This is a genomic window from Enterococcus sp. DIV0970a (genome assembly GCF_051711265.1).
Lineage (GTDB): Bacteria > Bacillota > Bacilli > Lactobacillales > Enterococcaceae > Enterococcus_D > Enterococcus_D casseliflavus.
In genome coordinates this window covers 1,333,989-1,353,260 of sequence record NZ_JBIOMF010000001.1, presented here as the reverse complement: position 1 = coordinate 1,353,260, position 19,272 = coordinate 1,333,989, and the positions used below count along the sequence as shown (strand labels likewise).

Annotated in this window: 16 protein-coding genes and 1 pseudogene; 1 reads left to right on the top strand and 16 read right to left on the bottom strand. The window is 41.6% G+C overall.

Annotated elements, in window-relative coordinates:
* Positions 1-139: 139 nt before the first annotated feature.
* The 12 genes and pseudogenes from IGK14_RS06325 to IGK14_RS06270 all read right to left on the bottom strand — a co-directional run bounded on the left by IGK14_RS06325 (position 140) and on the right by IGK14_RS06270 (position 15,451).
* Complete coding sequence (locus IGK14_RS06325; RefSeq protein WP_154694410.1) at positions 140-1,915, bottom strand: ABC transporter ATP-binding protein; 1,776 nt, start codon at positions 1,913-1,915, stop codon at positions 140-142.
* A complete protein-coding gene (locus IGK14_RS06320; RefSeq protein ID WP_154694409.1) occupies positions 1,915-3,663 on the bottom strand; it encodes an ABC transporter ATP-binding protein in 1,749 nt (582 codons plus the stop codon). The genes IGK14_RS06325 and IGK14_RS06320 overlap by 1 nt, the downstream gene beginning before the upstream one ends.
* Before the next feature lie 199 nt (positions 3,664-3,862).
* Positions 3,863-4,081 carry a YneF family protein gene (locus IGK14_RS06315; RefSeq protein ID WP_005235432.1) on the bottom strand — a complete coding sequence of 73 codons (219 nt, stop codon included), beginning with the start codon at positions 4,079-4,081 and terminating at the stop codon, positions 3,863-3,865.
* A 107-nt stretch (positions 4,082-4,188) separates the two neighbouring features.
* Positions 4,189-4,992: an ABC transporter permease gene (locus IGK14_RS06310; protein ID WP_154694408.1), complete on the bottom strand. Its 804-nt coding sequence runs from the start codon at positions 4,990-4,992 to the stop codon at positions 4,189-4,191.
* A 2-nt stretch (positions 4,993-4,994) separates the two neighbouring features.
* A pseudogene (locus IGK14_RS06305) lies at positions 4,995-5,892 on the bottom strand (ABC transporter ATP-binding protein).
* Between the two features lie 240 nt (positions 5,893-6,132).
* A complete protein-coding gene (locus tag IGK14_RS06300; RefSeq protein ID WP_154694407.1) occupies positions 6,133-7,656 on the bottom strand; it encodes a helix-turn-helix domain-containing protein in 1,524 nt (507 codons plus the stop codon).
* A gap of 297 nt (positions 7,657-7,953) precedes the next feature.
* On the bottom strand, positions 7,954-9,006 hold the full coding sequence (locus tag IGK14_RS06295; protein ID WP_154694406.1) for an LPXTG cell wall anchor domain-containing protein: 1,053 nt from the start codon (positions 9,004-9,006) through the stop codon (positions 7,954-7,956).
* Between the two features lie 181 nt (positions 9,007-9,187).
* On the bottom strand, positions 9,188-10,579 hold the full coding sequence (locus tag IGK14_RS06290) for an Ig-like domain-containing protein (protein WP_270792587.1): 1,392 nt from the start codon (positions 10,577-10,579) through the stop codon (positions 9,188-9,190).
* 304 nt (positions 10,580-10,883) lie between these two features.
* A complete protein-coding gene (locus IGK14_RS06285) occupies positions 10,884-12,974 on the bottom strand; it encodes an ABC transporter permease (RefSeq protein ID WP_154694404.1) in 2,091 nt (696 codons plus the stop codon).
* Positions 12,946-13,722, bottom strand: coding sequence for an ABC transporter ATP-binding protein (locus IGK14_RS06280; protein ID WP_438711881.1), 777 nt, complete (start codon positions 13,720-13,722; stop codon positions 12,946-12,948). Before IGK14_RS06280 ends, IGK14_RS06285 begins: the two co-directional genes overlap by 29 nt.
* An 89-nt stretch (positions 13,723-13,811) precedes the next feature.
* Complete coding sequence (locus tag IGK14_RS06275) at positions 13,812-14,759, bottom strand: sensor histidine kinase (protein ID WP_154694402.1); 948 nt, start codon at positions 14,757-14,759, stop codon at positions 13,812-13,814.
* Positions 14,756-15,451: a response regulator transcription factor gene (locus IGK14_RS06270; protein ID WP_154694401.1), complete on the bottom strand. Its 696-nt coding sequence runs from the start codon at positions 15,449-15,451 to the stop codon at positions 14,756-14,758. The genes IGK14_RS06275 and IGK14_RS06270 overlap by 4 nt, the downstream gene beginning before the upstream one ends.
* Before the next feature lie 162 nt (positions 15,452-15,613).
* Here IGK14_RS06270 and IGK14_RS06265 point away from each other — a divergent pair, with 162 nt between their 5' ends.
* The gene (locus tag IGK14_RS06265) at positions 15,614-16,231 is read left to right on the top strand and encodes an FMN-dependent NADH-azoreductase (RefSeq protein WP_154694400.1); all 618 of its coding nucleotides are present in this window, start codon (positions 15,614-15,616) and stop codon (positions 16,229-16,231) included.
* Between the two features lie 195 nt (positions 16,232-16,426).
* Here IGK14_RS06265 and IGK14_RS06260 read toward each other — a convergent pair whose 3' ends face one another.
* The 4 genes from IGK14_RS06260 to IGK14_RS06245 form a co-directional block, all read right to left on the bottom strand.
* Positions 16,427-17,302 carry an IS3 family transposase gene (locus IGK14_RS06260; protein ID WP_317726542.1) on the bottom strand — a complete coding sequence of 292 codons (876 nt, stop codon included), beginning with the start codon at positions 17,300-17,302 and terminating at the stop codon, positions 16,427-16,429.
* Positions 17,272-17,838 (bottom strand): helix-turn-helix domain-containing protein, encoded by a 567-nt coding sequence (locus IGK14_RS06255; protein ID WP_016249831.1) that lies wholly within the window; start codon positions 17,836-17,838, stop codon positions 17,272-17,274. Before IGK14_RS06255 ends, IGK14_RS06260 begins: the two co-directional genes overlap by 31 nt.
* Before the next feature lie 74 nt (positions 17,839-17,912).
* The gene (locus tag IGK14_RS06250) at positions 17,913-18,299 is read right to left on the bottom strand and encodes a cytidine deaminase family protein (protein WP_154694398.1); all 387 of its coding nucleotides are present in this window, start codon (positions 18,297-18,299) and stop codon (positions 17,913-17,915) included.
* Positions 18,300-18,343: 44 nt separating this feature from the next.
* Positions 18,344-19,237 carry a deoxyribonuclease IV gene (locus IGK14_RS06245; protein ID WP_005225802.1) on the bottom strand — a complete coding sequence of 298 codons (894 nt, stop codon included), beginning with the start codon at positions 19,235-19,237 and terminating at the stop codon, positions 18,344-18,346.
* Positions 19,238-19,272: the final 35 nt, after the last annotated feature.

Genomic DNA, 19,272 nt, shown 5'->3' with positions numbered 1-19,272 from the left:
TTATTATCTTTATCATAGCAAAGGTGGAAAGCGCTGTCAATCGTTGTTCGTTATTTTTATATTCATCCCTTCTTTCTTTTTTCGTACAAAAAAACCTTAAAAACGAAAGTCTTTAAGGTTAGCGTTACTATTAAAACTATTAAACTTCACTTGCCTGCAAACGGTACATATCGGCATACAACCCTTTTTGAGCCAAAAGTTCATCATGGGTGCCTCGTTCGACGATCGAGCCTTTATCAAGCACCAAAATCAACTCGGCATCGCGGATGGTAGACAATCGATGGGCGATCGCGATCGTGGTTCGCCCTTGACGCATATTTGCCAACCCTTCTTGGATCAGTCCTTCTGTTTCAGTATCGATATTGGCAGTCGCCTCATCCAAGACCAGCACTTTCGGATCGGTCACCATGGTGCGGGCAAAGGAAATCAATTGTCGCTGCCCACTTGAATAGCTGGCGCCCCGTTCAATCACTTTGGCGTGGTATTTACCAGGTAATTTTTGAATAAAGGCATCTGCTTGAACAAATTTTGCTGCTGCTTCGATCTGTTCCTCACGAATGTCCTGATTCAATAAGCGGATATTGTCAGCGATGTCCCCATAAAACATGAAGGCGTCTTGCAATACGAGTCCGACTTTTTTCCGAAGCTCTTCCATCGTGAAGTCGCGAATATCTTGATCATCGATCAAAATTTGCCCTTCCCCGAATTCGTAAAAACGCATCAACACATTGATGATCGAGCTCTTGCCACTTCCTGTGTGACCGACTAAAGCCACGGTCTCACCTGGATAGGCGATAAAAGAAATATGATTCAATACGTTGTTTTTACCATCATAGGAAAAACTGACATCGCGAAATTCGATTTTTCCTTTGGTGATGGTTTGATTAGCATCGGGGTTTTGCTGGGGCGTGTATTCTTCGTTATCCATAATCTTTAGAATACGGCTACCGGCGACCATCCCATCAGTAAAGACGCTGAGAAAATCCATCATCTGTGTCATGGGATTAAAGAATCCTTGAATATAGGTCGTAAAGGCGAAAATCAACCCGACTTCAATGGGCGATTCTAAGGCATCAAACCCAAAGACCGTCAACGACAAGGCGATCGCTAAGGCATATAACAAACTAATGATTGGTGATAATAGCAGCGCATTCGTGCGGATCATAGCGTATCTAGTTTTCAAATAATCATCGTTGGTCGCTTCGAATTCTTCATTCAGCCGCGCCTCTTGACGGAATTGCTGAATGATTTGCATACCAGAAATCGATTCATTCAATTTCGTATTCAGCTGACTCAGTTTTTCCCGCATTTGACGATAGATACGAGAGCTGAATTTTTGATAATACCAGATGACTACCATTAGGATCGGCAGAAAAATCAAGTTCAGTAAGGCAATTTTGACGTTGATGCGGAACATGGCGGCAAAAGAAGAAACCACCGCAAAAATTCCTGTCAATACCATCAAGAAGACATACCAAAATTCATACAACGTTTCTGTGTCGTTGCTGACCCGTGAAACGATCGAACCCGCTGGCGTCTGATCGAAATAGCGCATCCCAAGACTATGCAATTTTTCAAATAATTTTGCTCGAATATACTGATAGGTTTTTAAAGAACCCATCGAATAAAGGAACCATTGGAAAAACCAAATCACAGCTTTTACCAACACCCCAAAGAAATACAATGCAGCAAAGAAATAAATGACTTGCTGGGTCGCCGTTTGATTGGTCAAATAATTATCCATAAAGGTTTGAATGATCAAAGGCAACAGGATATTGACGATCGATAGCACAAAAGCAAAAAAGATCGCTGCATAGAAGGTTTTTCGAAATGGCTTGGCAAAAAGAAACATTCGTTTGATGATGTTTTTTTGCTCTTTAAAGGGAATCGATTTACTCCATTCTGATTCTTGCATTAGGCTTCACTCCCTTCGATTTTGGCTTCTAGTTGCTGTTTGTCCCACATTTTTTTATACCAGCCATTTGCAGCCAATAATTGTTCATGGGTCCCGCGTTCACTGATTTTCCCATTGTCGATCACGAGAATTTCTTCTGCGTGCTTGACACTGCTTAGGCGGTGGGCAGCAATGATCGTTGTTTTATTCTGACGGAACGTCCGCAACTGTTGTAAAATAGCTTCTTCCGTTTTGGCATCTACTGCTGAAAGAGCGTCATCTAAAATCAATAATTCTGGATCGGTGATCAAAGCACGGGCAATGGATAACCGCTGTTTTTGTCCGCCAGAAAGAGAAACACCACGTTCCCCCACCATCGTTTCGTACCCTTCAGGAAACTGACTGATATCCTCGTGGATCACTGCCAATCCAGCAGCTGCTTCCACTTCTGCTTGAGAAGCCCGTGGCTGCGCAAAGCGGATATTGTCTCGAATCGTCATGGAAAATAAGAAATGATCTTGCGGAACATAACCGATCGACCCCAAAAGAGCATTCAAGGAGTATTGCTTGCTGTCGATGCCCCCGAAGGTGATCGCCCCGTCAAATGAATCATACTCTCGCAACAAGAGCTTCATCAAAGAGGTTTTTCCAGCACCGGTTTTCCCGACGACACCTAGTGTCTGACCAGCTGGCAAAGTAAAGTGGATGTCTTGCAGGGCAAAATCATCTCCTTGATAGTGAAACTCATTGATTTGAACGTTCACCGTTCCTTGGGCTGAGGCATCGACCGCATCTTTGGCTTCAATAATATGGGTCTTTGCCGCCAACAATTCGGCAACCCGATCATAACTAGCATTGCCTCGTTCCAGCACATTAAACAGACGTCCGATGGCAAACATCGGCCAAACTAACATACCGATATAACTGATGAAGGATACCAATTGACCGATCGAGATGGTACCGTCCATAACATAATTGCCGCCGACGATGATCGTTAGCACATAGGAGATTCCGATGATGATCGTAATAAACGGATCAAACAAGGCATCCAGAAAATTGACTTTGCGGTTTTTGATGATGGCATGGTCGATTTTGGTTTGAAAATCAGCGATGTCCTCTTTTTCCTGTCCAAAGGTTTTGATGACTTTCATCCCAGTAATACTTTCTTGGGCTTTGTCGTTGATGGAAGAAAATGCTTCTTGCGAGTCACGAAACGCATCATGCAATTTGCTGCCAAGAACCCTTGCCATGACTGCTAAGAAAGGCAGCGGCAATAGAGCAATGATCGTTAACCGCCAGTCGATAAAGAGAACCATCGCAATGATGGTTGCCCCTCCCGAGATGAAGGAATCGGCAAAGGTCAAGATCCCTGCCCCTGCCACATTTTGGATGGCATTCAAGTCATTGGTGGCATGGGCCATCAAATCACCTGTCCGATGCTTTTGATAAAACAACTGATCCATCCTTGTAAAATGTGCAAATAGCTGTCTGCGTAACGTTTTTTCTAGCCGAGCGGCACTGCCCCAGATATGCGTTCGCCAGACAAAACGAAACACGTATTGAGCGATGGCTGAAGCAATCAAGATCATGACCCAAAAAAAGATCGTCTGCATCGAGATCTCTTTTTCCGCAATCTCATCGATGATGATCCCGATAACTTTGGGAGGTGCCAACTGTACCAAGGCGACCAAGACTAAAGAGCCTACGCCTAACAAATAATGTTTCTTTTCTTGTTTAAAAAACCAACCTAACTTCCTAAATATTGACATAACACTCTCCATTTCTTTATGACCTGTTGCCTAAATTTTGCGATTTTTCCGAATATTCATTGGATTTAGATTCGATTGCTTCCCCGCTATTTACAGAACGTAAACAGAAAAAGCAGCTTGGGGACATTTTTGATTCGTTGCTGCGTTTTGCCGCAATAAAAAGCGAGCTGATAAAATCAGCCCGCTTTTTAGAAAAAACCTACTTTTGGTTTTTCATTTGCTGCATCATCTGACGAATTTTTTTCTCAGAAGGTTTTTGACCCATTGACATCATCATCGAGCGAAGCATATCCTCATTAACGGGAGGATTTTTCTTTAGATAATCTTGCATATATTTACGCGCCAAAAAGAAGCCGCCGACAGCGCCTAGTAATGCTGCAACAACAGCGATCACGATTACGATTCCTACACTAACCATTCGAAAACTCTCCTTTCTCTTGTACTCTCAATGAATCATTTTACTAGAAAAAAACACAAAAAGAAAGAGTGAAAGCTGGATTTATCCAAAAACTTTCACTCGTTTCCTCAACTTAATGCGACATCTCTTTTGTTGAATAACCAATTTGTTAAAAGGTAGATTAAAACACTGTAAACAAGGATCCCGATCGCCATTTCCCAATAGCCCAATCCCGGATCAAAGGCAGTCATCTGCATGTCAGGACTATTTAATAAACTCGGTATTTGCTCTTTAATATTCATAAAATTAAATGGATTCCACTTCAGCCATGGGTATTTTTCTTGCGCAAAAAGCATGATCGAGTTGATGATGCTGCTTCCAAACAACATACCCAAGCCTAAGCCTACCGCCAAGCTTTGGGAGCGAATGACGGCTGAGATAAAGATGGTCAATGCAATATAAAAGACAATCAATAGTAAGTTGGTTCCCGCAAAAACAAGGGCAACGAGAATCGCCGCTAGCCCGTTGTAGCCAGTAGCAGCAAAAGGTGATTCAGCTGCTAAAAATAAATTGGCGGCTGCTAAACTACTGATTAGTAAAACAGCGGTCCCTAAAAGCGCAAATAAAAACGTGTTGATGGCTTTTGCTGCTATGATTTGGCTTCTGGAAAAAGGCCGAATCAATAAGAACTTGATCGTTCCACGACTGAACTCTTCTGCCACTGAAGAAGCCGCCACAATCACTACAAATAAGTTTAAGAACGACGTCATATCGCTTAAAGAAGCAAATAAATCATTGGCACCAATTTCTGGACTACCTAAGCGTACAACATAGGTCAAGCCAAACGTCATTAAAACCAATAAAAGCAGCATGATCCAAGTAGAACGCTTTTTGGTTAATTTGATCCATTCATTTTTTATCAATGTCAGCATGCTTACAAACCTCCTTCTTCGGTCCAAGCCAAGAATGTATCTTCTAAAGAAGATTGCTTTGTCCGTAGTTCTTTTAAGCCGATACCCGCCGTCACGATCGCTGCAGCGATTTCAGAACGCTGATCTGTTGCTAGAGTGACTTGCAATTCATCTGCAACCTGCAAGACCTCGACCTCAAAGGAAGCTTTTAACAGTGCTTCTGTTTGCGCATTATCATCTGTTTTAATAATCAGTACATTTTTCTCTGCTTTCAACTCTGCCATTGCTACTTGATGAGTGACTTTTCCTTTTTGCACCACGATCAAATGATCGGCAATTTGTTCGATATCGCTTAATTGATGACTGGAAACTAAGACAGAAACTCCTTTTTCTCTCAAAGAAAGAATCATTTCTCGAAACTCCCGCATGCCTTTAGGATCCAGGCCATTCATCGGTTCATCTAAAACTAATAGATCTGGTTGATGGACCAACACCTAAACGCTGACGCATCCCTAATGAATAGGTTTTGACTTTTTGATGGATATGTCCTTCTAAATGCACCTGACGGATCAGGGCTTCTAGCTCAGAGGCTGTGCCTTTTTTCATCGCCATACGCTGATACTGCATCAAATTCTCATAACCGGTCATATAATTATAAAACTCAGGATTCTCAACGATCGCTCCGACTGAGGCAATCGCTGTTTTAAAAGAAGAATCCAATAAATTTCCCATAATGGCAATTGATCCTGTATTGTGCTTCATCAAGCCAACGATCATTCGGATGATCGTCGTCTTCCCAGCCCCATTGGGCCCTAATAAACCAACGACTTGTCCTTGGTCCACCACAAAGGAAACATCATCAATGATTCGTTTGGTTCCAATCAATTTGGAAACATTTTGCAGTGCTAATACTTCTGTCAAAGTTACCCCTTCTTCCTAACACCATTTCTGCAACGATTTTAAATAAAAAACGTTATGATAATATGTATACCATGCCATCTCTGTAAAAAAAAGTCAAGAAGCGAAAAAGGAACATCGATGCTCCTGTTTTTGCTTCTTGACAACTTCGTTTATCACTGTTGCTTTTCACGTTTGCCCTATTGCTGCTGGTCAAAAGCTTGGCAAAATTATAAGTTCTATTGGCTCGATCTTATAGCGGGCTCACTCCGTTTGGGTGAATGCCAGCTGGGCGAACGCCGCCTTGTTCTTGGCACTTCTGATCTGTTTGATCACTTGCTTGAGCTGTTTCCACTCCTTTGCGCTTGGGTGACCATTCCAATAAAAGAGGTAAGGCTGTTCTTCCTCGGAAAATTCCTGATGGATCGGATAATCGCTGATCACCAAATCTGGTTTTTGAGACAGCGAATAATGGGCCATCGCTCGATGCGTGGCATTCATCAAGCGGTTCTTGATCCAAAGCTCTTGCGTTTTTCCGTATTTCGAATGGATCGAGAACGTGACCGGCTGTTCATATTTGATAAAAATAACTCTCAGTAACATACAGTATTGGAAAATCAAGCGATCATTCATTTGCAGTAATCTACGCAAGTCTGGTAAAGAAACAGTCGCTTCCAAAAAAAACCGTTTCATGGTTGGATAAAGCACTGGAAAAGCGGCTTGCAGCTCTTGCTCGTCGGATGTTTTGCCAAAACTATCGCTTTTTTGTCGCGTACCAAAACAGCCAGAGGCGGAATGGATCATGACCAGATTAACCAATAAATAGTTTTTTTCGGCTTCTGTAAACGTCAACCGAAAATACACGGCTAATTTTTCAACAAGCTGCGCTTCTTGCTGGTACTTTGGCTGAGTCAGCCACGAGATGTTAGCAGCATCGAGATCCTCCTCAAGATAGGTGTTCATTACCCCAAACATATAATACAAGAAGCTGCGTTCAACCTCCGAAATTTCAGAAAACGGCAGATGATTCCTGTTAAACAGTGGGTTCAAAAAGACCTGATCAAACTGATTTTTTTCAATTAATGGGTGCTCAAAGGTTAGTACTTCGTTTGGTAAAAACGAAAGCGGATGCTTTTGATGGATTCTTTGCTCGGAGATAGCGAATAGATGAAGAAATTTATCGATATCGATTTTTCTCATATAAGGAGCATGGGTTTCAAACAACGCTTCAGCCTGCTCTTTCTCCTTGATCGATGCCAAGACTTGTGAGTCCTTCTCATCAAAAATTTGCCAATAGGTAAGATGATAAAAATAGCGGATCGCATATTCAGCACCTGCCAAAGGATCACCCTTTTTTAAACTATAGGACAAATGATAATTCGCCAAAACATGATTTAACTCCTGCAATTTTCGTTGAATCGTGCGGGGACTGCTAAAGGTTTTGTGACTGAGTTGTTCAAGGGAATGATAATCCCCCTGAAAGAGTGCATCCAGCAAGATAAACCCAACGGTTCCCTGCAACAATACACTATAGGCTTGGCTCAATAGAAATCGTGGAGAAAAAGTAATCGACACTTCTTTTTCCAACCGATCATAGGTCAAAGTAAACTGAGGATAGCGTGCACGAAACACCTCTACTTGCTGAACGATCGACTGCATTTTGTTGGTTTTCCTATCGAAAACACCTGAGAGCTCTTTAATTGTATAGTCTTTCTTGTTCGTTTCGTAACAATAACTTAGAAACGCATAAATTTGTTTTTCTGTCGTATCCAAAAGTGCCTGTAACATGAAATTTCCCTCGCTCGTATAATCAGCAAACGCTGTTTTTATCCTAAATTTGTCATCTTACAAAATTGTAAGCTGGCAGTGTTTGGTGATCGTACCACCGTGCGCTCTTTTCTGTCAAATCACTTTTAACAAATTTTCCTTTCGTTATCTGTATATTTTCATAAAAAAAGTCTGACGCCTCAAAACGATCGTCAGACTTTTTGTTAAAAACGGTAAAACAAAACGTGATTGTGCTTTCTGGGGAAGAAAATTCCAATCGTGGGTTATCAATTCTCTCATTATCCTCGGCTTTTTTCTTTACTGTCTCTCATCAGAAAATAACTTTCGATTCAGCCAGTAAAGAAAGACAGTAAGGATAACCACGCCTAGACCAAAGAGTAAATAGCGAATACTCGTATTTTTGCTGCCGGTTTTCGGTAGTAAGGCTCCATTGACCTCCTTAGCACTGCTTGTCTCCGTACGTTGTTCCTGTTCCATTTTCACTGAAGACGATGCTTTAGCGAGTTGTTTGCCTACGGGATCATTGGAGGAAACACTTCGCTTGCTTGACTGACTTTGGTTAGGCGCTAATTTGTTTGGTTTCGTTTCTGAATCTGAAAGATCCTCAGATGCCGCACCACTAACGGTCATTGTTCCTGTTGTTGCGGTGGTTTCTTGACTCCTAATTGTCTGACTCGATTCACTCTCACTAACTGGTTGGGTGTTGAAGTTTTCTGACTCACTTGCATAGTGACTACTTTCGATACTTTGAGAATCCTGACTTGTGTTTTCCGTAGTAGAAGTCCTTGGATCCGTCGATTGAGAGTCGCTAAATTTCGGTTCGATACTACTAAAGGAAGAGCTTGTTTCTTCAGACACCTTAGAGCTTGCGCTTATCTCAGAGTTCGTGGTCTCACTAGAGCTCGGGGGTGTGATTACCTGCCATTGACTAGGCTTCAAGTTTTCAGTAATCGTTGTTTTACCGTCATAAATCACAACTAAATCTACTTTATCCACACTTTTGATCTCATCGATGGCCATCTCAGCATAGATCCTTAAGTAGTTTTCAACACCTGAAAACCAATCGACATTTGTTAGATACGTTTCACCAATCACCTTTTCACTGTGTCCATTGCCATCCCGACCATAAGTTAAACGGATACAAACGTTTTGTGAAGTCAGCGTTTTGTTCGGCCGTACCGGGATCGTAATGACTTTCAAGGCTTCATCATAGATCACTCGATTCGTTTGAACAGAAAACGATAAATTTCCTCCGGCTCGTTCTTTTGCTGAAGTATGATCGAAACCAAACACCAGCAGCAATAATCCCGCTAACAGCAAAATCAACACAATTCCAACCAGTTTTCTCATTTCCTCACTTCCTAAATGAATATTTCAAGATAACTTGATAAGGAAATTATAATAAATTCTCAGAGAAAACATGCGCCGAAAAAAAAAGGGAAGACCCAATAAAATGGCATCTTCCCTTTAAATAAGTCTTTATTAATTATTCTTCCAAGTAAAAAACTGCCTCCAAAATTTCAGTTTCTATCTACCTGATAAATTTACTCCAACTTAACTTCAATGCGCACCCTGCTAAAACCATTCCTATTGCAATCCATAAATGATTAGACGATTCATTCGTTTGAGGAAACTGCTGTTTTTCTGATTGATTATGCAAAATATTTGATTGGGATACCTGCATGTTCCCTGTGATTGAACTTTGATGTGTCATCGCTCCATTATTACTAGAACTACTCCCGTTATTTGATTCTGAACTACTAATCATACTGCTTTCGCTACTTGGTTCCGTGCTGCTACCTGTACTACTTTCACTACTTGGTTCCGTGCTGCTACTAGTGCTGCTTTCACTACTTGGTTCCGTGCTGCTACTTGGTTCCGTGCTACTACTACTTGTACTGCTTTCACTACTTGGTTCCGTGCTACTGCTGGTGCTGCTTTCACTACTTGGTTCCGTACTACTGGACTCTCCTGGTTCACCGGTTCCGCCACCACCGCCACCATAGCGTGGCGTATAGCCAGTAATACTGCTTGTTCTTGGCACATCATTGACCAAAGCATCAAGGATGCCCCGATTGGTATATTGTTCCAATGAACCATCCGTTTCTGTTTTGTAGGTAATGTAGATCCGTTCCTCTGTATCCCGCAAAGGAATTTCAAAGGATCCGTCACTATTTAAAACGATCGGTACTTGCTCGTCATACGTTGGGTTGGAAACGCTGGGTCCATAGACCACTCGAGCACTCGTACTGACTAGTGTCTGATGAGGACCTACAAAGTCAATAAACGTTCCATCTTTGATCGTCACTTGGTCCGTGTCAAACGAGTTGATATACACTCGCCAATCAATGATCCGTTTGGGTTGTTGCGTACCTAAATACAGTCCTTGTTTGGTGAGTAAGGCACCATCCCCTGAATCATCCACTGCTTGAATAAAAATAGGCACCGATTGCGTCCCATTTGCCGTTTCAAAGTGGATGTTGTTGATCTGGTTTTCTATCACGTCATCACTGAACTTTGTCCAAAAATAAAAGTCCCCATGTACATTGGTATTTTGTTCGACAAATTCCGTGAAAACAAAGGTCAGCTGATTGCCAACTTGGGTAACATTGACCACTAAGTTGTTATTTTCATCGTATAAAGCATACGTATTATTAACGCCTTCAATCTCAGCTGGCAAGGTGACGGTCGCTTTGTCACCTGCTTTTAAATCACCTAAGTCCTCCAAACTCCAGGTCATATCTATTTTGAAGGAATCATCCTTTTCAATACTTGTGATGACCTCGTTGTGGCTATTAACGATCGATACATTTGTGATCAGCTTGGCACCCACATCGGTTTCCCCATAAACAACCCGCATACCAGCAAAAACAGGAATCAACAGCAGCAAGACAGCAAATGCTTTTCCTAAACGTTTGATCATTGGTTTCCTCCCTTAAGTGAGCGCTTAGCTAACCCCATCGGTCACAGCAATTACTGTACTCGACATGAATATTTTCATTAACAGTTGTCTTTTCGTTTCACGGTGAGAAAAATAGACTTCCAGTTGCCACATTCTTGCAGGGTATCCGCGACTGCCTAATAGAATCAGTGTTAACTAATTTTATCTGCTTTTCGGTGATTTACACAATTAAAACGCTTCATTGGTGAAAGAAAATAACAATGCAGCAAGCAAAAAACCAAATCCCAATCTGTGTTGATTGAAAGAGATTTGGCTAAAAAATAAATCACTCTGTCGGATCGGCGATCCTATCAATTTGCTGGAAGTACCGGTACTGACAAACAAAGTAAAAAACGATTTGGAAAATCAAAAAGAGACTAACGATCACGCCATAGTATTGCCAAACAGGCAATTCTACTAAAATACGCAAAGCGGTCATTGCCACCGCAAAATGGATCATTGCCACGACTGTTGGCAAGAAGTACATCACTTGCAGCTGGCGTCTCAGAACGTTGTGACGCTCCTTGGGCGACACACCTAAAATATGCAAGGAACGATGATACGCACCATCTTTATCTAAATCTGCAAATAAACGGAAATAGATAATCGAAGCGGAGAAAATAAAGAAAACCGAACCTAGTAATACCGTGATCATTAAGATGATGCCATTTCCTTGACGATTTTCTTGGAAAACTTGGTATTTCGAGGTATAAGACGTACGCATCGGAATGTCTTTTGCCGCTTCTGACCACTCTTCATCTGTATAGTCACCTTTGGCTTCAAACTCCCGACTGAGTTCTTCGTATTGCTGATCGATCAAGGCATTTTCTTTATCTAACTTTCCATTGAAATCAGATACCAATTCAGGTGTTTCAGCCCATTCTGGATAGTCTAACCAAATAAAACCAGATTCCATATCATCGTTAAATTCTTGTAAGAGAGCTTGCCATTCCTCAAAGGTCTTATCTGTCACAACTGACAATCCAAAGTAATCCAGAGAAAGCATTGAGGGGCTGTGGACAATCGTAACATCCTTTTTTATACCGGTTTCTGAACCTAATTCAAGTGGATAGATACTTGTGCGTTCGTTCTCAGGAACTTCTAGAAGCTGTTTTCGACGTGAATAATTAGCACTAAGTGTCATTATTTGATTATCTGCAACGGAATCAGCTTCCTCACCGATTTGTTTCATCATTTTCTGATAGTCGCTTTCTCGCATAATTGAAAAGCCATTCGTCGTATAAAATGAATCATTCATAACTGCAGATTCATCAAGATTCGCATAGGCCCATAGTAAGGAAACACTATCCGTTACAGGTGAGTACCCTTTTTCTTCTATGGCAGTTTTAATTTCATTCATTTTCCCCTCAGAATGATCGAGGTCTTCTGGCCCAGACCACGGAAACACATAGGCTACACTGATTCCTTGGATTGAAGAAAAAGAAGAACTGCCAATCGCCAGCATCACGGAAATCCCAACGAATGCCACGGAGGTACTAATAGCGATCAAACTATACATCGCCGCATTGTCTCGCATGCGAAAGATCCATTCGCTGATAGTCAGCATCCGAGTCCCACGTAAGAAGGTCGGGCGTTTTTTTAATCGTTTCAACAGAAATACGCTGAACTGATGGAATGACAAAATCGTGCCTGCAACAGTCAACAAGACTCCTAGCATAAGTGGCAGCATTGAGTAGGTTTGGTAGCTAAAATAAAAGACCGATCCATAGCCAACTAATAACAGCACAATTCCTGAAAATGCCAATGTCCAATGACTTTTTGGCTCAGGACGTGGTTTTTCATTTTCCTTGATCAATGAGATGATCTGTTCTCCTTGCAAGGCGCGAGTACTGAAAAAGGAGATCAAAAGAAAAATGAAGACATAGATCCCAAAGGTCAATCCTAAAGCTTCCAGAGGAACCATAAATTTCAGTCCTTCTGTTAAGTACATGACATTTTGCGCAATCAGCAGCAACAATTTCGTCACTAAAATCCCCAACCCAATACCGGTCACTGTAGCGCCGGTCCCTAAGAAGGCATTTTCGACAAATAAAATCTTTCGCAGATCTTTTTCTTCGATCCCCAAAATCAAGTAGATCGCCAGATCACGTTTGCGTCGTTTCAAAAAGACCACAAATGTATACCATAAAAACAACAGCGACAGTAAGGCGATCACCACGAGTGCGACGGATAGACCAACCTTAGCTAAGCTTGAAAGTGTATCGCTATTAGATAAGTTTTCTTCCAATTGCGGATGAAAGAGCAAAAGACTAAAGATATAAAACACCATCGCCGCAAAGGCACTGCTGACGAAGTAGGCCGCATAAGTTCGAAAATTCCCCCGCAGATTACGAATGATCAACTGTCTGAAATTCATGACGGTGACCTCCTAAATGTGCTAGGACTTCAAGAATTTTTTGATAAAATTGCTGTTGATCAGCACCACGATAGACTTCGTTATACAGCTTTCCGTCTTTGATGAAAACGACCCGATCAGAAAAGCTGGCGGAATACGGATCATGGGTGACCATCATAGTGGTGACTTTTCGCTGTTTGTTCATCTGACTTAGTATTTCCATGACATCTCGTGCTGCCTTGGAATCAAGATTACCCGTCGGTTCGTCTGCTAAAAGCAATTCTGGTTGATGGATCAAAGCTCTAGCAATCGCAACTCGCTGCTGCTCTCCACCGGAAAGCTGATAGATGCGTTTGTCTTTTTTCTCATAGATCCCAAGTTCACGTAATAGCTGCTCCGAACGTTCTTTCATCTCAGGAACTGCCACCCGATCCAATGTCAGTGGTAAAATCACATTCTCAAGCACGCTCAATGGCGAAAGCAAATTGTAGTTTTGAAAAACAAAGCCTAGTTGCCGACGACGAAACTCCGCGAGTTTTTGCTTAGATAATTCTAGTGGCTGCTCTCCCTTGAGGATCACCGAACCTGAAGTGGGATTATCCAATGTTGCCACCAAATTCAGCATGGTGGTCTTGCCACTGCCAGATGGACCCATAATGCTGATAAATTCTCCTTCTGGCACTTTGAGATCGATTTGTTGTAAAACCTCAACAGACACTTCCCCTGTATAGGTTTTCGATACATTTTTCAATTCTAGTAAAGCCATCATCTTCACTCCTTTGCTACCAGTTTAGCAGGCGACACCGCAATCAGTTATCGATTTCATGATAGAAAGCTTACAAAATTGTAAGAAAGCCTTCACCTCCGAAATGTTAAGGTAACCGTCGTGCCTTGATTCTCCTTAGAGGCAAGCGATACATCGATATCTAATTGCGTACTGATCGTTTCAACTAAATAAAGACCGATCCCAGTTGCCTCTCCTGTTTGCCGCCCATTCTGACCTGTATAAAAGGGGCGGAAAACCCGCGGGAGATCCGCTGCTGCAATCCCGCAGCCTTCATCTGCGATCGTTAAGCTTCTAGAAAAAGGATCGATCTCAAAATAGACTTTACTGTCTGGCTTTGAGTACTTGATGGCGTTGCTGATGAGTTGAAAGAGCAAAATACCTAGCCATTTTTTGTCTGTTGTCACCGTGATATCTGCTTCACTCATCAGCTTCGGATAGACTTCACTGCGAATAAAATTTCGCTTCTGGTCACCGATACTGTGTTTTAACAATTCCAACAATGAGGCTGATTCGATAACGAAGTCCTCCGTGAAATCTTCCAAGCGCACAAAATTCAGCGCAGTCGCCAAGCCACTTTTTAAGCGATCTGTTTCAGCCAAAAGATCATAGCTATCGACTTCTTCACTTTCAGCCATTAGCGCCAAAACTGAGACAGGTGTTTTCATTTGATGAACCCAGATATTCATGAAACGAATATGATTTTGATGGTGCTGATCTAATTCTGTCAGCCGCTCTTGCTCTTGCTGTTCATGGGCATCGAACTGCTTGCGCCATTGCTTGGAAAGGTAGCCATTGCTTCGGTGTGTCGCTCTTCCATGCTTGATATACTGATAAAACGCAGTATTGGAAAGGTAATCTACCAAATAAACAAGAACAATGAACAGCCCGAATAGAAGCAGACCATAACCAATTACGAGGTAATTTCGATAGCCATCCAACCAAATCACTAAAACGAACAATGAAATGGCTAGGAACGTAACGAGTAGTTTAGGTAAATGAACACTTGCATATGCTTTCATTCTTCCGTACCTATCACTGATAAGGCGTAGCCCTTTCCGCGAATCGTTTGGATCGGATCATTGATGCCCATTGCCGCCAGTTTTTTTCGCAAACGGCCGACATTGACAGAAAGCGTATTGTCATCAACGAAGCGCTCATCATCCCATAATAGATTTAAGATCCGTTCCCGTTTGACCATCTCTGGGTGTGCCGACATTAACAGGGTCAATAATTCTCCTTCTCGAACAGTCAGCCATTCACTGGATTCACGATAGACCATCTTCAATGCTTCGGGATAGTAGATCAATTCGCCGGCTTTCAAACTTCTCGCCCGATCAGACTGTGAATAATCCCCGTAGACTCTGCGAATGTGGCTTTTTACTTTTGCCAGCAGCAAGTCATAAGAAAAAGGTTTGACTAGATAATCATCAGCACCATATTCTAGAGCCATCACTTGATCCATATTGCCGTCACGGGCGGAGATGAAGAGAATTGGAACCAACGAACGTTCCCTGATTTTTTGGCACCAATAAAACCCATCATAATAAGGTAGATTGACATCCAACAAAACCAAATCAGGTTGGATCATCAAGAATTCATCTAAAACCGCAGCGAAATTTTCTGGAACAAAGGTTTGATACGCATAGCGGGATAATTGATTTTCCATCATTTTGACTAACGATTTGTCATCTTCGACCACGAATATTTTCATAGAAATCCTCCTGTTTTCTCTAAAGTTTACCAAAACTGCGTGAAAAAAACCGCAAAATTCCAGCTTTTTTAAAAAAAGTGTACTTATTTATTGTAAGCAAAATTATTTTATAGTATACTACGTTTTGTGATTAAAACTTACTTAAAGTAAAGGTGGAAAAAAATGAAAAATATTTTAGTTGTTAAAGCCAATAACCGTCCTGATGGAGTATCTGCAAAAATGTTTGATACGTTCGTTGAAAATCTTGATACCAACAATGTGGACGTTGTAACCTTTGATGTGTACGCACAACCAATGCCTTATATCGGTCAAACGTTATTTGAAGCATTTGGCAAACTTTCACAAGAACAAGAATTAAACCAAGAAGAACAAGAATTGATGACTGTCCGTCAAGACGTGATGAACAAATTCGCAGCAGCGGATACCATCGTTTTCGCTTTCCCAATGTGGAACTTAACGATTCCTGCTGCCTTGCACACATTCATCGACTATATCTTCCAAGCTGGCTTTACTTTTTCTTATAACGAAGATGGTTCAATGAACCAATTATTGAAAGACAAAGAAATCGTTCTATTGAATGCCCGTGGTGGTGTTTACTCAGGCGAAATGAGCGCAATGGAAAACGCTGTAACCTTTATGGAAAAAGTTTTCGGTGGTATGTTCGGCATGAACATCACAGAAGAAGTAATCATTGAAGGCCACAATGCAGATCCTTCTAAAACAGCAAAAATCATTGCTGAAGGTTTAGAACGCGTAGCAGCTGCTGCGAAAAAATTCTAATCATTGCTATCGATCAACTCCTCAACAAAGCGCTATTGCTTGTTGAGGAGTTTTTTTATCCAAAAGCGTAGCTCGTCCATGGAATCGATAAAATAAAGAAGCCCCTTAGAACACAGCGGTCTGTAGTGACCCCAAAAAGTTAGACTTTTATGGAGTGGAGAAATCCACTCCTTTTTTGTACGATAAGATTAACTGTTAGACAGCTGTTTTTACAGCTTCTCGAAACTGAACCGGACTTCGCCAATTTAATTTCTTTTTGATGCGTTTATGGTTGTAATAATAGATATATTGGTCAATTTTTGTTTTCAATTCATCTAAACTCCGATAGACTTCTCCATGAAAAATCTCTTGCTTTAATAAACCAAAGAAGTTTTCCATAGGTGAGTTATCTAAACAATTCCCTTTACGAGACATACTCTGGAAGATTTTATGCTGCTTCAATTTATTCTTATAAGCATTCATTTGATAGGCCCATCCTTGATCTGAATGGAAGGTTCTACGAAATGGACAATCATTTGTCATCTGGATTGCTTCTTCTAATCCTTCCATTATGGCTAGTGCGTTTGGTTTTTCAGAAATCCGATAAGATAGAATTTCACTATTGTAGAAATCCATGAAAGGATCTAAATACAGCTTTTTCTGACGAACGACACCTGTGGTGTCTACTTCATAATACTTAAACTCTGTGGTGTCAGTTGTAATTTTTTGGTGACAGATATTTGTATAAAACCGACGATGAATACGATTTTTGGCGACAGTACCAACCTTCCCACGATAAGAATTGTACCGTCGAGATTTTCGAGTGTAAGACTTTACTTCGATACCTAGTTTTTTTATCAGGCGTTGAATCTTCTTTTTATTGACATGAATCCCTTGATTCTCTAATTCTTTTTTTAGTCGCAGACAGCCATAGTCTTTATGCTCTTTGCGAATTTCAAGCATTTTTTCTTCAATTTCTTGGTCTGGGTTTGGTCTGTCAAACCGTTTCTGCCAATACATATAGGTTGCTTTAGGAAATTTCAATGTTTCAAGAAGCTCAACTAGTTTGAATGATCCTCGGAGGCTGGCGATGATTCGTGCGATTGATTCTTGCGTCTTTGCTGGGCTTCCTGTTTTCGCAGCTTCCTCAACTCTTTTAAAAAGGCATTCTCAATTTGAAGGGATCGGACTTGCTTTTCTAATGCCTTGATACGCTCGCGTTCTTCAGTTGTTGTATTTTCTTTTTTGTTTTCTTTTTTTCTAGTCAAAGTAAGTGGTCGCCCTTTCTCTTTTGAGAGCCCCTCAATACCTGCTTCTCTGAAATTACGCATCCAATTGGCAATAAGCGCAGGGTTGTTCATTTCTAAAGTGCTAGCAACTTCTCGATAGGACATCTCACTTGTTTGATATAACTCTAGCGCATTTAACTTAAATTGAACAGAATATTTCTGATTTTGATGCTTTCTCAATAGACCTTCCTCTCCGTATTCACGATAGGCATTCACCCAATTACTTACTTGAGACTTGCTTGAAATACCGTATTTGTTGGCAAGATACCGATATCCGCCCACGCCACTAAGATATTCTTTAACGATTTTTAGTTTTAATTCAAAAGGATATTTTGCCATACAAATAACGACCCCCAAAAGTTAGATTTTTTGGTCTAACTTTTGGGGGTCGCTTCAGTCTAAGGGGCTTCTTTTTATTTTGATGCTTTCCAATCAACAGGCAACAGCTCTTCTAGCGTCATGATTTTTCCTGCTGCGATCATGACCTGCGTGTTATGGTTGGCAGGATCCAGCTGGCTGATGAATTCACGGCAACGACCACAAGGTGGGATCGGCTCACCTGCCGAATTGATTGCAACCATCTGTAACACCCGCTGCTGACCATCAGTGATCATTTGCGCAGCCGCAACCTGTTCGGCGCAAAAACCCATAGAACAGCTGGTATCGATACAGATCCCTGTATAAATCTGTCCATCTGCAGTAGCCAGAGCTGCCGCAACACTCCCTGCTTCTGCAAATTGAGAGAGCTGTCTGAATCCCAGTTTTTGCTTCGCGGCATCGATCAGCAACTGAAAGTCCATTTTTCTTCCTCCAATAATAAGCTGCTCATGGTTAAATGAACCGTTTAAGCACCCGCCATGATTTTCGTCAATAGCTCAGGATCAAAGGTCTTTTCCCGCAGCATCGCGATTTCATAGCCATAAGGGGCTTTTTTATTCTTTTTGTCTTCGCCAACATAGGGTGTTTCCAAAATTTTTGGTAACGCTGATAATTGCTCATGATGAACGATCTTATTCAAGGCTTCAAAGCCGATCGTGCCAAAACCAATATTCGCATGTCGGTCTTTGTGGCTGCCCTGTGGATTTTTTGAATCATTGACATGGATGACCTTCAAGCGATCCAACCCGATGATTTTGTCAAACTCGTTTAACACGCCGTCAAAGTCTTCTTTGACATTGTAGCCAGCATCGTTCGTGTGACAAGTATCTAGTGTAACGGATAATTTTTCATTTAAGGTGACACCATCGATAATTGCTGCCAATTCTTCAAAGCTGCGACCAATCTCGGTGCCTTTACCTGCCATTGTTTCTAATGCGATCTGGGCAGTTTGATTTTTTTCAAGGACCTCGTTTAAGCCTTTAATGATCTGCTTGATCCCAGCTTCTGGTCCTGCACCGACATGGGCACCGGGGTGCAATGTGATTTGAGTTGCACCTAAAGCTTGGGCTCGTTGGATTTCTTCTTGTAAGAACGAAACAGCAAAGCCAAAGTTTTCTGGTTTGATGGTATTGCCTAAATTAATGATGTACGGGGCATGGACGACGATATTCGAGATTCCTTTTTCCGTCATAAAATCTTGTCCAGCTGCGATCTGCATCTCTTCGATCGGTTTGCGCCGCGTGTTTTGCGGAGCTCCGGTATAGATCATAAACGTAGTAGCTTGATAGCTAGCTGCCTCTTCTGCTGCTCCTAAAAGCATTTTTTTGCCGCTCATTGAAACGTGTGAACCAATCAACATTTTTCTTTTCCTCCTAAATCTAGTCTTCTCTATTA

Excerpts from the sequence above, each read along its gene's own strand:
- IGK14_RS06325 (WP_154694410.1), bottom strand. The coding sequence starts at position 1,915 with ATGCAAGAATCAGAATGGAGTAAATCGATTCCCTTTAAAGAGCAAAAA.
- IGK14_RS06320 (WP_154694409.1), bottom strand. The coding sequence starts at position 3,663 with ATGTCAATATTTAGGAAGTTAGGTTGGTTTTTTAAACAAGAAAAGAAA.
- IGK14_RS06315 (WP_005235432.1), bottom strand. The coding sequence starts at position 4,081 with ATGGTTAGTGTAGGAATCGTAATCGTGATCGCTGTTGTTGCAGCATTA.
- IGK14_RS06310 (WP_154694408.1), bottom strand. The coding sequence starts at position 4,992 with ATGCTGACATTGATAAAAAATGAATGGATCAAATTAACCAAAAAGCGT.
- IGK14_RS06300 (WP_154694407.1), bottom strand. The coding sequence starts at position 7,656 with ATGTTACAGGCACTTTTGGATACGACAGAAAAACAAATTTATGCGTTT.
- IGK14_RS06295 (WP_154694406.1), bottom strand. The coding sequence starts at position 9,006 with ATGAGAAAACTGGTTGGAATTGTGTTGATTTTGCTGTTAGCGGGATTA.
- IGK14_RS06290 (WP_270792587.1), bottom strand. The coding sequence starts at position 10,579 with ATGATCAAACGTTTAGGAAAAGCATTTGCTGTCTTGCTGCTGTTGATT.
- IGK14_RS06285 (WP_154694404.1), bottom strand. The coding sequence starts at position 12,974 with ATGAATTTCAGACAGTTGATCATTCGTAATCTGCGGGGGAATTTTCGA.
- IGK14_RS06280 (WP_438711881.1), bottom strand. The coding sequence starts at position 13,722 with ATGATGGCTTTACTAGAATTGAAAAATGTATCGAAAACCTATACAGGG.
- IGK14_RS06275 (WP_154694402.1), bottom strand. The coding sequence starts at position 14,759 with ATGAAAGCATATGCAAGTGTTCATTTACCTAAACTACTCGTTACGTTC.
- IGK14_RS06270 (WP_154694401.1), bottom strand. The coding sequence starts at position 15,451 with ATGAAAATATTCGTGGTCGAAGATGACAAATCGTTAGTCAAAATGATG.
- IGK14_RS06265 (WP_154694400.1), top strand. The coding sequence starts at position 15,614 with ATGAAAAATATTTTAGTTGTTAAAGCCAATAACCGTCCTGATGGAGTA.
- IGK14_RS06255 (WP_016249831.1), bottom strand. The coding sequence starts at position 17,838 with ATGGCAAAATATCCTTTTGAATTAAAACTAAAAATCGTTAAAGAATAT.
- IGK14_RS06250 (WP_154694398.1), bottom strand. The coding sequence starts at position 18,299 with ATGGACTTTCAGTTGCTGATCGATGCCGCGAAGCAAAAACTGGGATTC.
- IGK14_RS06245 (WP_005225802.1), bottom strand. The coding sequence starts at position 19,237 with ATGTTGATTGGTTCACACGTTTCAATGAGCGGCAAAAAAATGCTTTTA.